Source organism: Microbacterium sp. (genome assembly GCF_035687345.1).
GTDB lineage: Bacteria > Actinomycetota > Actinomycetes > Actinomycetales > Microbacteriaceae > Microbacterium.
This window is the reverse complement of record NZ_DASRXZ010000041.1, coordinates 1-15,574: the sequence shown is the minus strand read 5'-3', so window position 1 is coordinate 15,574 and position 15,574 is coordinate 1. Positions and strand designations below refer to the sequence as shown.

9 protein-coding genes are annotated in these 15,574 nt (G+C 73.0%); all 9 read right to left on the bottom strand.

The window, feature by feature from the left end; genetic code table 11:
* Positions 1–187: 187 nt before the first annotated feature.
* A complete protein-coding gene (locus VFF97_RS04900) occupies positions 188–712 on the bottom strand; it encodes a hypothetical protein (RefSeq protein ID WP_325032376.1) in 525 nt (174 codons plus the stop codon).
* The gene (locus tag VFF97_RS04895) at positions 709–2,358 is read right to left on the bottom strand and encodes a DUF5684 domain-containing protein (protein WP_325032375.1); all 1,650 of its coding nucleotides are present in this window, start codon (positions 2,356–2,358) and stop codon (positions 709–711) included. Before VFF97_RS04895 ends, VFF97_RS04900 begins: the two co-directional genes overlap by 4 nt.
* Positions 2,355–4,892 carry a transglutaminase-like domain-containing protein gene (locus VFF97_RS04890; protein WP_325032374.1) on the bottom strand — a complete coding sequence of 846 codons (2,538 nt, stop codon included), beginning with the start codon at positions 4,890–4,892 and terminating at the stop codon, positions 2,355–2,357. Before VFF97_RS04890 ends, VFF97_RS04895 begins: the two co-directional genes overlap by 4 nt.
* The gene (locus tag VFF97_RS04885) at positions 4,889–6,253 is read right to left on the bottom strand and encodes a DUF58 domain-containing protein (protein ID WP_325032373.1); all 1,365 of its coding nucleotides are present in this window, start codon (positions 6,251–6,253) and stop codon (positions 4,889–4,891) included. The genes VFF97_RS04890 and VFF97_RS04885 overlap by 4 nt, the downstream gene beginning before the upstream one ends.
* Entirely contained in the window at positions 6,250–7,215 is a 966-nt protein-coding gene (locus VFF97_RS04880; RefSeq protein WP_325032372.1) for a MoxR family ATPase, read from the bottom strand. The genes VFF97_RS04885 and VFF97_RS04880 overlap by 4 nt, the downstream gene beginning before the upstream one ends.
* A gap of 23 nt (positions 7,216–7,238) precedes the next feature.
* Positions 7,239–13,190, bottom strand: coding sequence for an Ig-like domain-containing protein (locus VFF97_RS04875; protein ID WP_325032371.1), 5,952 nt, complete (start codon positions 13,188–13,190; stop codon positions 7,239–7,241).
* The gene (locus tag VFF97_RS04870; RefSeq protein WP_325032370.1) at positions 13,190–14,335 is read right to left on the bottom strand and encodes a serine/threonine-protein kinase; all 1,146 of its coding nucleotides are present in this window, start codon (positions 14,333–14,335) and stop codon (positions 13,190–13,192) included. The genes VFF97_RS04875 and VFF97_RS04870 overlap by 1 nt, the downstream gene beginning before the upstream one ends.
* 144 nt (positions 14,336–14,479) lie before the next feature.
* Complete coding sequence (locus VFF97_RS04865) at positions 14,480–15,136, bottom strand: spermidine/putrescine ABC transporter substrate-binding protein (RefSeq protein WP_325032369.1); 657 nt, start codon at positions 15,134–15,136, stop codon at positions 14,480–14,482.
* A 69-nt stretch (positions 15,137–15,205) separates the two neighbouring features.
* A partial coding sequence (locus VFF97_RS04860) for a hypothetical protein (protein WP_325032368.1) occupies positions 15,206–15,574 on the bottom strand: 369 nt, incomplete at its 5' end.

Sequence of the window (15,574 nt, the reverse complement as noted above, 5' to 3'; positions counted from 1 at the left end):
TGCGTTCGTTGGTGGATATGCCGTGGGGGTGGCCTGTTCGCAGACCGATCCCTGAGATGTCGTCACCCGGTCGTCCTGTGCCTAGGCACAGCGGACGGCGCGCGTGAGCGCACACCCGATCTATGATACGCCGGATTCACGGGGGCGGCAAACGCGCGGGCCGGTGGGGCGGATGCGGCGCGAGGGGTCAGCCCGCCACGACGAGGACGATGATCGCGGCGGCCGCCAGGAGCACCGTCACGGATGCCGCAGCCACGACCGCGACGACGCGGCGACGTGCCTGCGAGCGCAGCCTCGCGTCGGCCACGGCGGTGTCGGCGGGCGCCTGCGGCGGGTGTTCGGCCGGCGGGCGGCGCGGCACCACGACGGGGGCCGCCGCGCGGACCGGGTAGACGTCGTCCGGGCCGGGGTGGGGCATCCGCGCGTCCCTGCCCACCACCTCGGGGATCGGAATCGGCTCGGGCACCGACTCGCCTCGGGCCCGGCGGCGCGACTCGCGGTGCGCGATGACGGTCGAGCCCTCGGTCGGCTCCGCCTGCTCGGGCGGCTCGTCGAGGGCGGTGTCCTCGGCGGAGCCGCGCCGACGGGGCCCGGGGCGGCTGCGGTCGACCACGACGGTCTCGTCGACCGGGTCGACGCGCTCGGCTCCCCCGACCGGGTCCTCCGCGGTCGGGTCCTGCTCGGCGGGCGCTCCCCCGGTCGAAGCGATCACCCGTCGGTCCGGACGAGCCTCAGGTCGGCGTCGCCGAGCAGGATGCGCGAGCCTGCGATCGACTCGACTCCCGGCACGACGTCGATCTCGGCGCCGACGTCGGTCACGAGCACCACGCCGTTCGTGGAGTCCAGGTCGACGATGATCCACTCCTCGTCTCGGAGCTCGAGCCGCGCGTGGGTCTTGGAGACCGTCGGCTCGTCGATCGGCACGAGCTGCGCGTCGGGGAATTGCGGGTCGCTCGACGGCCGGCGGCCGAGCAGGACGACGTCGGACGTGAGCGGCACGGAGCGCCCCGCGGGCATCTGCAGCGTCCACGTGGTGCGGCGGCGGCGCGCGACGATCGTCTCTTCGAGCGGCTCGTCGGGGATCTCGGCCTGCGGATGCTGCGCCGACACCGATGAGCGGGCCGCGCGCGGAGCGCCGGCATCCGGTGCGCCGGCGATCGCCGACACCTCCCCCGACTCGCCGAACGCGTCGCCGTCGGTCGGTGCCCACGGGTCGCGCGTCGGAACCTCGGGCGCCCGTGGCACGCGCGTGACCGGCGGCGCGGCCGGCGGCGGCACGGGAGATGCCGCGCTCACGCCGGGGATCGCGGAGATGGGTCCGGGAGCGTCGGAGACACCACCCGTCACCTCACCCGTCACGCCGAGCGACGGCTCGTAGTCGAACATCGCCCACAGGTCCTCGTCCGACCCCGGGACCGGCGCCGAGCGCGCGGAGCGGCGCAGACCCGCTCCCGCCTCGACCGGGTCGGTGCGCGCGGGACGGTGCTCGGAGTCGAACGCGCGGAACGCACCCTCGGACGGACTCGTGGCAGGGTGCGAGACGGCGGAGCGCGGCGCTGCGTCATCGAGCGGCGAGCCCGCTGCCGGAGCCATGTCGGCACCCGGCTCGGTGGGGGCCGTGGGCATGGGCGGCACGGCCGGCCCCGCCGGAGGCGCATCCGAAGCCGGCTGCCAGGGTCCGTGCACCTGCGCGGCCTCGGCGGCCGACGCTCGGGGCACGGGCGGGATCGGGTTCTGCGAGCGCGTCGCCGCCGGACGGGACCCCGCGATCTCGGGGTCGACGACGGTCGGCGGGAGCGGCGGCGCCGGGCGTACCCAGCTCGGCTCGGACGACTCGGGAGCAGGATCGTCCGATCGCGAGCGCGCGGGTCCGGGCGCCGCGTACGTGTGACGGGTCGGGCCGGTGGGGCCCACCGCGCCACCCGGTCCGGTCGCGGCGCCCCCGGGGAAGACCGGCGACAGGGAGCGCGTGTCGTCGAGGGGCCGGCGCGCGACCCACCGATCCGGGCCGAACCCGAGCACGGTCGCCCACACCGGGAAGAGCAGTGCCGCGAGCACCGTCATGCCGGCATCCTTGCCGAACGCGACGTTCACGCGGTGACAGGCCATCACGATGAGCACCCACGCCGCGAGCGTGCCCACGATCGGCACGAAGACGACGAGGAAGAGCCACCCGGAGAGCCCACCGAGCCACAGCAGCGTCATGCCGTTGTAGACGGGAACCCACGCCTTCCACGGCTCCTCTCCCGACTTTCGGAAGACGGCGGCCAGCGCGATCGCGGTCCACACGTACAGGGCTATGGCCAGGACCACCGCGACGGATCCCATTGCGAAGGCGAGGCCTGAGGTGTCGGTCATGGCGTGGTGCGCACGGCGCTCGGCCGGCGCGTCCCCCTCTCGACGGTGTGCGGGCGTCGCCCGTGCACGGGCGACGCCTGTCTGACGAACGATTTCAAAGATACGGTCGCGGCGAGTCGACGCCATACGCTTTCACCCTCGGTGAAGGCGCGGCGCTCCTCGTCGACGATGCTCCAGAACTCCGCGACGTCCTCGTCGCGGAGCGTCGACCGCGAGAACACCGCCCGGTCGGCGGCGACGGCGAGCTCGGCGCCGCGCGGCGTCGCGAAGCTCTCGGCGAGCTCGGCACGGGTCGCGGATGCCGGCGCGCTGCGCCCGGCGTCGACCGCGGCATCCGTGTACTCGTCCCATCCGGCCGCGAAGCGGGCTGCTGCGTCGCCGCGGGTGCGGCGGCTGTGGCGGCGCGACGCCTTCGCCGCCGCGACGACGACGAACGGTCCCGCGATGAGCGCGAGGCCCGCGAGGACGAGCCCCGCGATGCGCAGCGCGGGCCACAGCCACGATAGGTCGATCCCGGCGTCGGCGGGATCGCCGGGCGGCGCGGCCTCGTCCTCCTGGAACGGCTCGGGCGGCACGACCTCCTCGACGGAGTCGGGGCGCACGTCGGTCGGCAGCTCGGGATCGCGCTGCCGCGTGAACTCGAGACTGGGCGAGTTCTCGTGCTGCGGGGTCGCCGCGATCGGCACCCACTGCCCCTCGGCGGACTGCACCTCGACCCATGCCGACAGATCGCGGGCACGGCACACACCGGCGTCGCACGTGGGCAGGTCGGGGTCGGAGGCGGACAGGTACGCGCCGACGACCACGCGCGCGGGGAAGCCGAGCTCCTGCGCGATGAGGGCGATCGCGACCGCGAACTGCTCGTCGTCGCCCACGGCGGCCACGAAGTCCTCCGGAGCGACCGCCCGCTCGTCGGCCTCGCGCTCCAGCAGACGGCGGAAGAGCGAGTCGACGCGTGCGAGCGAGTGCCCGGACGCGCTCGCCTGGAACGTGTAGTCGCCGAGCTCGAGCATCCACGTGGGCGGGTTCTCCTCGTCGATGGCGAGCGCGTGGCTCAGGAAGCCGCGGTCGCGCAGCAGCGCGGCGAGACCCGCGAGCGCGGCGCCGCCGGAACCCTGCCGATGGTTCTCCACCCAGTCACGCAGCGTTTCGGGTGGCTCGACGCGCGCACGCGATCCGCCGGGCGCGGCGATCGACGAGAGGTCGACCGGCTCGGGCTCGACCGCGCTGACGACATACCGGTCTCCGGTGCGCAGCCCGCCGCCCGCGGTCTGGACCCCGGCGGCCGCGGTCGGGTTGTAATAGAAGCCGTCCTCGAGCGCGGCCGCGCGCTCGCCCGTGAACGTCACCCGCTCGACCTGCCCGACGGTCGGCATCCAGATGTCGTCGAGCCCGTCGATCGTGATGACCGCCTCGACCGGCTGACCCGCGCCCGCATCGAGCGTCGACGGCACGCGCACGAAGCGTCCGGCGTCGACCGCTTCGTTGCCGGCACCGGTGCGGTACACGGCGCCGTCGTACGCGTCGAGCGTTGCGAGGCGCACGCGCTCGGGGAGGGGTCCGTCCGAATCGACCGTGAACAGCACCTCGTCGGCGCGATCCGGGTCGAACATCGCGCGATAGGACGCAAGCGGGCTCACGGCCGCGGCGAGGTCGAGATCGGGACCGACCGCCGACCTGAGCACCTCACGCGGGGCATCCGCCGCGACCGCGGGAACAACCGCCGTCACGCCGACGACCGCGACCGCGACCATGCCGGCGCCGAGCGCGATGCGGCGACGGTCGGCCGCCGACGGCTTCCGCGGGATGCGCACCCCGCTCGAGGCGGCCGCGCGGCGGAGCGCCCGGATGCGCTCGTCGCCCGTGCGCCACGCGAGCCACACGAGGCACGCGAGGAGCCCCGCGATTCCGAGCGCGGTCTCGACCGGCGCCTGCAGCCGCACCGGGCCGAGCACGAGCGGCTCGCTCACCGACGTCCGCCCGAAGAAGAGCCCGAACGACAGCATGCCCAGGCCGACCGGAACCGCGGCATACGCGACGCGCGAGTCGCGCCACGACAGCAGCAGCGTCGCGCACGTCCCCGCGAGGAACACGATGAGCGCGGGCACGAGCAGGTTGCGGTACGCCCCCACGGGCAGGTCGACCGTGACGAGGTCCTTCCAAGCCAGCACCGCGCCGCTCGCGACCTCGCCCAGGCCGCGTGCGACCTCGAGCGGCGCGCCCAGCCGAGAGGGGACCGCGAGCGGGACGCCCAGCACGAGGATGGCGGAGGCGACCACTCCGGCGGTCGCCCATCCGCTCCAGCGGCGCACCCACGAGACCACCGCGATCGCGGCGGCGACGGCGATCGAGACGACGACGAGGAGGATGTACGACGACGAGCGGTAGATCGGCCACGCCGCGAGCGCCGCGAGCGCCGCGATCACGGGGGTGAACAGCGACCCCGCCACGACGCGCGCCGTGAAGAGCCGCCGGTTCGGACGACGACGTCGCGACCTGCCGGCGCCGCTTCGCGCGACGAGCTGCTCGGTCATGACGTCGCCCCCTGCAGCAGGAGCCCGGTGAGGTCGTCGAGCGTGCCGACGGTGAGAACCGTGAGGCCGGGGAGCGTGCGGGTGCGGGGGTGGGCGCGCTCGTCGCAGATGACGGCGGCCACCGTGGTCTCCGCACCGAACCCGAGCGCGGCCTGCCGCAACCGCGTGAGCGGCACGGTCGAGCCGACCACGACGAACGCGATCGAGAGGTGGTCGCTCGACTCCGCCGCGAGCCGCCCCACGTCGGCGACGGGCATCGTGCTCTCGAGCATCTCCACGCCGCTGAACGCGTCGAGGAGCGTTCGGCTCGACGTCGCGGGGAGGCGCCGGATCGCGCGCAGGCGCCCACGCACGACGCGCGGGATCTCGGTGCCCACGACGACCTCGACCTCACGCACATCGTGCACGGCGCGCAGTCCCAGCGACGCGGCGCAGCTCACCGCGAGCTCGTACTCGTCCTCGTCGGCGAACTCGCCGACCGACGACGCCAGCACGACCGCCATGCGCGATCGACGGGACTCCTCGTACTGACGCACCATGAGCTGGCCGGTCTTCGCCGTCGACTTCCAGTGGATCTGGCGGCGTGCGTCGCCCGGGGCGTACTCGCGGATCGCGTGGAACGACATGTCGGCGTCGACGAGGCGGCGCGTCGGGCTTCCTTCGAGGTCGCGCACAAGCCCCGTGCTCGTCGACGGGATCCCGACGGTTCGCGGATGCACGTGCAGCACGTGCACATCATGGAACGCGTGCTCGCGGCGCAGGAGACCGAGCGGATCGCTGCGCACGGTCGTCGCGGGGCCGACGTCGTAGACGCCGCGGCGCAGGCTGGGGATGTCCAGCGGCTGCGACACGAAGTGGCCCGGGCGCAGGAGCGGGACGCCGAACTCCACGAGGCCGTTCCCCACGGGGATGTCGATGCGACCGGGCAGGGCGAGACGCGTTCCCGCGTTGCGCACGACGACCTCGCCCACGACCCCCTCGCCCGCGACGATCCGCTCCCGCGCAAGTTGCAGATCCACGTCGTACAGCCGCGTGCCGAACAGGAAGGGCACCGTCATGACGAGCAGCACGACCGCGACCGCGCCCGCGACGATCCACTCGACCCACCCGAACACGAGCCCGAGCACGAGGCCGAGCGTCGCGGCCGCGATGACGAGCGCGCCGGCCGGCCGCACCGTGCGCGCCGCCCACGTCCAGGCCCGTGCGATCGCCGCACCTGCGGCCCGAAGCGCCTCCGTGGACCGCACGACCGCGCGCACGAGGACGCCGCCTCGACGCGTGGTCGAGGTCACCTGGATCGTGCGGTCGGACGAGTCGCTCTCGAGAGACGTCCGGGTCTGCCGCGGGTCGGTCAGCGTCATACGGCCTCTCTACGGCTGGGCGGAGTCACGTCGAGCAGCACCTGCCCGACGACGGCCTCCTGCGTGACACCGTCGAACTCGGCCTCGGGGTGCAGGATCAGTCGGTGCGACAGGACCGGCACGGCCAGCGCCTTGACGTCGTCGGGCGTCGCGTAGGTGCGCCCCTGCGCCGCTGCACGGGTGCGCGTCGCACGTGTGAGGGCGAGGGCTCCGCGGATGCTGACGCCAAGACGCACCTCGTCGGCCGAGCGCGACGCGTCGACGAGGCGCGCGATGTAGTCGAGCACGAGCGCGTCGATGTAGACGTCGCGCGCGAGGTCGGCCATGCCGACGAGCGCCTGGGGCGTGATGATGGGGTCGAGCTCGGCGGTCGCGACCGCCGCCCCGTCGAGGATTCGGACGGTCGCCGCGTGGTCGGGGTACCCGAGCGACGCGCGCATCATGAAGCGGTCGAGCTGCGCCTCGGGGAGCCGGTAGGTGCCCGCCTGCTCGACCGGGTTCTGCGTCGCGAGCACGAGGAAGGGCACACCGACCTGCCGTGAGACGCCGTCGATCGTCACGCGTCCCTCCTCCATCACCTCGAGGAGGGCCGCCTGCGTCTTGGGGCTCGCGCGGTTGATCTCGTCGGCCAGCACGATGTTCGCGAAGACCGGACCGGCGTGGAACTCGAACGCCCCGGACTTCTGGTCGTACACGGTGATGCCCGTGATGTCGCCGGGCAGCAGGTCGGGCGTGAACTGGATGCGCGTGTTCGTGCCCTGCACCGACTGGGCCATCGCACGCGCGAGCGAGGTCTTGCCGGTGCCCGGCACGTCCTCGAGCAGCACATGACCCTCACTGAGCATCGCGGTGAGCACGAGCTCGACCACGTGGCGCTTGCCGAGCACGGCGCGCTCCACGTTGTCGGCGATCTGGCCGAACGTCTGCGCGAACCAGGTCGCCTGCTCCTGCGTGATGGTCATGCGGGTCGTCCTCCGGGTGTCGGTCATGGCGCGGGCTCGGGGTCTTCGGGCGGGAGGTTGGGGTTGCACGTCGCAGAGAACGTCGTGGTGGCCGGCTGGAGCCCCCAGCCCTGCGCGGACCAGTCGACGCTCACGCCGATTCCCTCCACGCGGACCGCGCCGACGGGCACGGTCCAGTCTCCGGGCGTCGACGCGAGAGGCGCGCCCGCCGCGTCGAAGTATCTCAGCCCGGCGTTCGAGAACACGATGGCCGCCTTGCCCGCCGGCGTCGCGGACGAGTCCCCGCGCGGCTGCAGCTGGCTGCCGCCGACGCACGAGTCGACCCACCATGTGGCCTGGAGCTGGAAGGGCGCTCTGCCCGGGGCGGGCGTCACCGTGGCCCATGGCGTCGCGGTGCCCCAGCTCTCATGCACGTAGCGCACCTGCAGACCCGGGTCGCGGTCGAACACCGCGGGCGGGATCCCCTGGTTGAACTCGACGCGGTTGCGGTTGGGGATGCGCTCGGGGGAGGTCGGCGTCGCGCGGATGACCCAGTCCGCACGGCTCGCGCCGACGTTCGGGACGCCGTCGACGACGAACGTCCACCCGGTGGGAGCCGCGCCGGACTGCACCGCGCGCACCGACGCGGTCGTCGTCACGCGTCCGTAGGACGTGTCGCCGAACCACGACTCGGCGCACAGTGTGAAGGCGTACTCCTCGCCGTCGGGGAGGCCGCTGAACACGGCACTCGCGCCGTCCGGCGTCGCGGTGCAGGGCTGGCCGTCGCGAACGATGCCGAACCGCAGCGTCGATCCGTCGCCGTTCTGTGTCGCGGAGCCGTTCGCCCTGACGACCGATGTGCCGTCGCCGGACGACTGCGACGTGAGCGTGAGGACAGGATCGCGGGGTGCGCCGATGCCGCTCGCCCACACCGTGACCGCCGACCCGGAGGTCGTGCCCCCGAGCCCCGGCGGCAGCTCGAAGCGTGAGAAGGGCGTCACCGTGATGGGCGAGGTCGAGTTCGACCCGACGCGGTAGGACGGGATCTCGACCGTGGTCTGGCCGCGGCCCACGGGCACTCGCAGCAGCTCGCCGGCGGGGCTTGCGACCTCGAGGCTGGCGGTCTGGCTCGCGTCGACACCCTCGACCGTGAGCGCGACGACGCCGCCTTCGCCGCCCGTGACGACGGGCCTCGCGCTGACCGCGGCGGGCGCGGGCGGTGCGTCGTACGCCCACGCGGCCGTGCTGACGCGCGTGAGCGACTCGCCGACGGCATTGACCGCGGATGCCTCGTACACGCGCCGCTCTCCGTTGGGGGCCGAGATCGAAGGACAGATCCCCTGGGCATCGCACTGCGCGACGACTTCGCCCGCGTAGCGGACGACGAAGCCCGACAGCGCGGGGTACGCGAGCGCCGACTCGCCCGGATCGACTCTCAGCGTGAGCGATCCGTTCGCATACGCCGTCTGCCGCAGGCTCGCGGGCGCCTTCGGGTAGCCGAGAAGGTCGAGCAGGAGCTGTCCGTCTCGCTCGGCGTTGGTGCGCCGGTTCTGGGCGTCCTGGACCGAGAACGCGGCCGTGCACGTCGCGCCCGGCGCATCCGCGGTCCACGAAGCCGTGACGGACGTCGCGGACGCCACCTGGAAGGTCACCCCGACGCACGCGCCCGTCGGTTTCACGTCGACCACCTGCAGCGGGGTGCGCGGCAGGGGGTTGACCTCGCCGGTGGCGCCGATGACGTCGATCGTGCACGAGGTGCCGGCTGCCTGGGTGCACTGCTGCGTGACGGATCCGCCGCGGGGGAGCGTCGAGGGCGCGGCGCCGACACGCAGGATGAGCCGCACCGGCTCGACCCCCGCGTGGCTGGTGACCGACACGATCGAGGCCTCCTCGGTTCCCGGGACCGCCCGGTCGGCGCCGGTCACCGTGACGGTGGATCCGTCGAGAGAGACGTCGAACGCGGCCCCCTGGTAGTCGAGGGCGTACTCGATGCCGTCCCAGTCGGGGCGCAGCTGCCACTCCGTCATGGCCGTCAGATCGAACGTCGCGGTCTCTCCGGGCCCGACCGTCATGGACCCCGCCCGCAGCTCGGGCTGCGGATCGAGCGGCTCGACGCGGATGGGCACCGACAGGTACGTCCACTCGGTATGTCCGGCCAGTCGCACGGGGACCTGACACGCGTCAGCCCACGGCGCACCTGCACCGGCGTCGTACCGCACGACCGACCCCGTCTCGCGCACGCAGGCTGCGCCCTCACGGGCTCCGGATGCCTTGACACCCTCGCCGACCTCGACGGCGGCGCCGCGCGGACGCACGACGAGGTCGCCCATGTCGAACGCCACCGACGCGAGCTCGCGCACGTTGCGCGCGCCCATCCCGGCCCGGAGCGCGAGCGTGAGGTCGTCTTCGCCCGGCACGCGCAGGAACCCGTACGTCGTCACCTCGCCCGACTGGCCCTCGCCGGTGACCGAGAAGGGGATCACCCGGGTCGTCTCGGGCAGCGATCCGCGGATGCGGCGGCCCTGCGCGGTGACGTCGTCGGGGTCGCCCCACAGCGCGAGGTCGAGGTCGTCGACGTCTCCGGACGGCCACGACACCTTGCCGGTGAGCACGTCGACCCCGCGCGGGAAGTCCTCGCGCGACTCCGCGGTGAGCACCGTGTCGGTGACGATCGGGAAGTCCGGGACGCTCTCGCGGACGACCTTGACGACGATGAGACCTCGACCGGTGTTGCCCGACGTCGAGACGACGTCGTACAGGAACGCCATCGTGCCGGGCGTGTTTCCCGCCGAGATGACGACCGTCTTCTCGTCGACCTCACGCAGCCGCGACTCGAGCCGCTCGTACTCGGGGTTCTCGGTGCCGTCGTCGAGCGTCGGCGCGACGTCGGGCCGCACGTCGGTGATCGCGAGCTCCCCCATCGTCGGGTCGATGTCGTTGGACAAGGGGCTCACGCGGATCGTGCTGTTCGCGCCCACCTGCACCTGCACGTAGTCGGTGAAGGTGATCGGGCTCGGGTTCGCCTGGCTGTCGAGCACGCCGACTCGCGCGGTCGCCTCGCCGGTCTGCCCGAACGCGTCGACGACGCGGTAGCGGAAGGACACCTGGCCGCTGAACCCCGCGACGCTCGTGTACACGAGGGACTCGCCGTCGGGCGAGATCGTGGCGACGCCGTGGTCGGGCTGGGACACCACCTGGTCGAGCCGCACGACATCGCCGTCGGGATCCATGCCGTAGCCGTCGAACTCGATGACCGTCGACTGGCCGCTCAGCACGCGCCCCTCGAGCGTGTGGGGCTGCGGGGGGCGGTTCTCCTCGTTCGGCAGCACCTCGATGCGCACGACCGCGGAATCGGCGAGCGAGGGCGCACCCGAGGTGTACACCCGGTACTCGACGCGATACTCGCCCGGTTCCTCGGGCGCGAGGTACCGCAGCGTGTCGCCCGCCGCGAAAGCGAGCGCGTCGTCGGTCGACGACGTGATCGATGCCGGGTTGAGAATCGGTCGGCCGCCGGCGGGCGCGATGTCGTTCTCGAGCACGGGGATGTCGATCTGCGCGCCCGCGCGTACGACGAGCGAGTCGTCGACCGCGATCGGAGCGAGCTCGGGCGCGGGGGGAAGCAGATAGACGGTGGCCTCACCCTGCACGCTCGCGCCGCGGTCGGCGGTGCCGTCGCTCACCGTGTACGTGATCGTGCCGAGCCGCCCGGCCTCGCTCGTCGCGGTGGTGCCCGACACGCGCAGGTAGTTCTGGCCGACGACGTCGACGGACAGGGACGCCCCCGGGTCAGCCGTGGCGACGACGTCGCTCAGCAGGAGCACGCGTCGCGTGGGGTTCTCGACCGCGACGAAGACGTCGAGCGTCGCGTCCTGCTGCGGGTGCACGAAGGCGACGACTGGTGCGGTCGCCAGCTGCGGGGGCGCGTCGGACGGCAGGACGGTGATGCGGGCCGTGCCCGTGTCGTCGTTGGTCCCGTCCGTGACGGTGAACCCCACGCGATAGGTGCCCGGCTCACTCGCCGAGAAGTCGAACTCGGTCGAGCCGCGCACGACGGTGGCGGTCGCCGTGGCGTCGTCGAGCACGCGGACCGAGTCGAGCGACAGCGTGCCTGCCGTGCCGGTCACGTGCGGCGCGACGTCGACGGTGATCGCGGCATCGAGGGAGTCGACCACCGCGAAGGACTGCACGTGGAGCTCGGGCTCCGGGGTGACCTCCACGACGAGTGTCTTGCTGGCCGTGCGGCCGGTCGTGTCGGAGACCGTGACGTCGAGCTCGATCGTCTCGGCGCCTTCCGAGCCGTCGTCGCTGTGCTGGTACACGACGTCGCCGTCGGGGGTCGCGGCGACCGACCCCCTGCCCGACAGGTTCCGCACGTCGAGCAGCAGCATCGGATCGCCCTCGGGGTCGACCCATCCGGGCAGCACGGGCACCGTGACGGTGCCGCCCCGCGCCACTTCCGGCTCCGGCCACTCCGCGAGGCATCCGTCGACTCCGCACCACACCGGCGCGGAATCGCCCCCTGTGATCGTCAGCGTCACCACCGCCGGGTCGGACGGGAGCCCGCCCTCGACCGTGCCGTCGGTCACGGCGTACGAGAAGGCCGCCGTCCCCGTCGCGCCCGGTTCGGTGCGCACGGTGATCCGCTGGCCGTCGTCGGTGATCGAGACCGTGCCGAACGCCGGATCCAGGCCCGCGACCGACGCGGGGTCGATGCTGAGCACGTCGCCGTTGGGATCGTGGTCGTTCAGCAGCACGGGCAGCGTCGTGAGCGCGCCCGCGCGCACGCCGAAGGCATCCGGCTCCGCCACCGGCGGTCGCGGGTCGATCACGACCGGGACCTCGACCTCGCTCTCCACGGCGTCGGGCTGGATCTCGTCGTCGAGGCTCCAGTTCTGACTCGACTCGACGAGTCGTCCGTCGGGGATCGTCCACACCCACCCGGTGCGCGTCTCGTTGAGGATCATGCCGCCGCCGCCGCGCACGAACACGGGTCGCCGCTCGCCCTCCAGCGGCTGCCCGCCGTAATCGAGCTGCTCGAAAGCGCCGGTCTCGGAGTTCCACAGCGTGCCGGGGCCGTCGCCCTGCGGCAGCCAGGCGGCGTACACGACGCCGTCGCGTGCGACGGGCCGTGCCGGCGTGCCGAGCCCCGCGCCGCCCGTGCCGGGCACCACGGTGGGTTCGGAGCCGTCGACGGGGACGCGCACGAGCACGGAGTCGTCGGCGACGTACACGGCGTCGCTGTTCTCGTCCGCCGCGCTGATGACGGGCGTCCCCGTGACGGGTGCCTCCAACGCGTCCTCCACGTCGCGCACCCGCACCTCGCCGTCGACGTCGACGATGACCCAGCGGTTCCCCGCCGCCGAGATCACGGGATCGGTCAGCCCGTCGACGTCGAGCTCGTCGCGCCCGCGCACCTCCGAGGCCGGGATGTCGTAGCGCAGCACCGCGCCGTCGGCCGACGAGTACGAGTAGAGCCGGCCGCGCTCGTCGACCGCGATCGCGTCGGACGTGTACTGCGGGGCGTCCTCGTCGTCGGACGGGTACGGTTCCAGCTCCTTCCGCTCGCCCGTCGAGAGCCGCCCGACATGCACGGCGCCGGAGTCCGTCACGTACGCGACGAAGTCCCCGGCGGTGGCCACCTCGACCGTCCCCTGCGGGGTCGCCGGCGACGACCGCAGCACATCCTCGCCGAGATCGGTGGGCAGCACGGGATCGATCGGCGTGACCTTGCTGTAGCTGTCGGAGAAGATGTACGCGCGATCGCCCGACTGCACGACGTCGTTCGGGTTGCTGACGGCCCGCACCGTGTCGAGCTCGCGCACGGCGGTGTTCACGCGCGCGTAGCGGCGGCCGTCGGCGGTCTGCAGCGCCCAGACCGACGTGTCGACGGGAGGCGTCTCCTGCGCGTCGAGCCCCGGCCACACGATGCCGATGCCCACGACGAGCGCGGCGACGGCCGTCGTCGACGCGAGCCCGATCGCGGTGCTCCGGCGCATCACGAGCCTCCGGTCAGCATGAAGTAGACGACGGAGGCGGATGCGGCGACCGCCGCCGCGGCGACCCCGACGACGATCCACACCGCGGCACGCCGCGAGACAACGGCCGAGGCGGCCGGCGCGGCGAAGTCGGTCTCCTCATCGCGCGCGAGCGCCGCGACGCCGACCGCGACGGGCTGCTTGCGGGAGCTCTCGTGCTCGACCTTGCTGCGCACGGGGCCGCGGGGCGTGGCATCCGTGAAGTCGACCTCGTCGGAGACGGGCGTCCATTCGTCGGTGGGCACCTCGAGCGGCGTCGGCGTGAGGCCCATCGACGCCTGCACGCGGCGCAGGGCCTCGGCGAAGGCGAGGGCGGACGGATGCCGCTGCCGCGGGTCGCGCGACATCGCCGTCGCGAGAACCTCCTGCAGCGCGGGCGGGACGTCGGCGCGCGTGATCGGCGTGTACGAGGCCTTCGCGATGCGGCGGCGCAGCTGCTCCTTGCTGTTCTGGCCGCGCTCGCGCCGTTCGAAGGGGCTGTGGCCGGCCAGCAGCGAGTAGACGGTCGCGCCGAGGCTCCACACCTCGCTCGGAATGGAGCCCGCCGTCTGCTCCGCGATCACCTCCGGCGCGCTCCACGGGATCGACATCGCGAGCACTTCGTCGGCGGTCTGCCGCGCGAGCGACGACGAGATGCCGAAGTCCGCGAGCACGGGGGCGCCGAACGTCGTGACGAGGATGTTGCTCGGCTTGACGTCTCGGTGGACGAGCCCCGCACGGTGCGCGGACTCGACCGCGCACGCCATCTTCACGCCGATGCGCAGCACCTCGTCGACCGGGATCCGCTCGATGCGGTACCGCTGCGCCAGCGACCCCGGGCAGTACTCCATGACGATGTACGGGCGTCCGTCTGCCGAGATCCCGGCCTGGTAGACCGTCACGATCGACGGATGCGCCGACAGGTGTGCGAGCACGTCGGCCTCGGCGTTGAACATGCGCAGCAGGTCGGGGTCGCGCACGTCGCTGGGCAGCACCTTCACCGCGACATCGCGACGCGGCATGTCCTGCTCGTAGAGGAACACATCGGCGAACCCACCCGAGCCGAGCGGTCGGATGTAGGACAGCCCCGGCAGAATGGGCGGCGCTGAGGGGAGTCTGGTCGCCACGATCCTCCCTGCTGGACGGAGCCGAGGGTCCCCAACGCCCCTCGTTCGCGCATCCGCTTCGGCCCCGTCATGCTAACAAAGGCCGATGAGAGCGAAGCGTCTATCCACAGCGCTCCCCCAGCGCGCGGGCGACTTCGTCCGGCCTCAGTCCTGCGACCCGTCGAGCGGGTCGAACGGCACGTCGAGCGACTGGGTCAGCTCCTGCAGCATCGCCTCGATCTGCGGCTCGACGTACTGGGCGATCGCGGCCTGGATGCGCAGGCGGTGGTGCAGCAGGATCGTGCACACCTCGCGCCCGATCATGTTCGCGTAGTCGTCGGCGAGCCCGACCTCCTGGCGCAGCGCCGCCTTGGCCTCCTCGCTGAGCGGCGGAAGGGCCGGTACGTCGGCATCCGCCTCTTCGGCGAGCCCCGCGATCGTGAACAGGAAGGGCGCCCCGGGAAGGGGGTCGGGATCGAGCGGAAGGCCCTCGAATTCGGGGTCGAGGCCCTCTGTCGGACGGTAGCTGCGGGCGCGATTGCGCGCCGCCTGCTGGTCGAGCTCCGCCTGCAGCATCGGGAGGTTGCGCGCCGTGTACTCGGCGACCGCCTGATCGACGATCGTCTTGATGCGGGTCGAGAGCCCGTGCTGCACGCCGTGCGGCACGTCGGTGCCGAGCCCCGCGGCCGACAGCACAGGAGACCCGAAGCAGCGCCGGCACGGTGCCACGCGACCGCGGTGCGTCGCCGGCTCCCAGCGCGGCAGCCACTTGAGCCAGGCGTCGACAGCCTGGCTCACGCGGGTCTCGAGCGACCGCTCCATCCTCCTACGGTAGCCCGAACGCGCGCGATCGCGCGCACGAAGATCCCGAGGTCACCCGGCGTTTCCCCGTCATTCGCCGTCGTCGCCCTCCCACGGCCACTGCGGCCGGCGGGCGCGGGTGCGCGTGAGAGCGATGCCGCCCCACGCAGAGACGGCCGCGGCGGCGAGCACGACGACGCCGAACCAGCTCGTGGCGATCCGCCCCGCCACCGACCCCGCGACGGCGAGGTCCGCTCCCGCGAGGAGGCAGCCGAACCACGCCCCGGCGACGTAGGCCAGCGCCGTCGCGAGCGCGATCCAGGCCGCACTCCAGTACGACGGAGGGTCCGGTCGCAGCGCGAGGGCGAGACCGGCGGCGAACACGATCGCGGCAAGGCCCGTGCTCGCGATCGCCGGCCACGGGCCGAGACCGGATGCCGCGACCACGTCCTCATCGAG

Excerpts from the sequence above, each read along its gene's own strand:
- VFF97_RS04895 (WP_325032375.1), bottom strand. The coding sequence starts at position 2,358 with ATGACCGACACCTCAGGCCTCGCCTTCGCAATGGGATCCGTCGCGGTG.
- VFF97_RS04890 (WP_325032374.1), bottom strand. The coding sequence starts at position 4,892 with ATGACCGAGCAGCTCGTCGCGCGAAGCGGCGCCGGCAGGTCGCGACGT.
- VFF97_RS04885 (WP_325032373.1), bottom strand. The coding sequence starts at position 6,253 with ATGACGCTGACCGACCCGCGGCAGACCCGGACGTCTCTCGAGAGCGAC.
- VFF97_RS04880 (WP_325032372.1), bottom strand. The coding sequence starts at position 7,215 with ATGACCATCACGCAGGAGCAGGCGACCTGGTTCGCGCAGACGTTCGGC.
- VFF97_RS04875 (WP_325032371.1), bottom strand. The coding sequence starts at position 13,190 with ATGCGCCGGAGCACCGCGATCGGGCTCGCGTCGACGACGGCCGTCGCC.
- VFF97_RS04865 (WP_325032369.1), bottom strand. The coding sequence starts at position 15,136 with ATGGAGCGGTCGCTCGAGACCCGCGTGAGCCAGGCTGTCGACGCCTGG.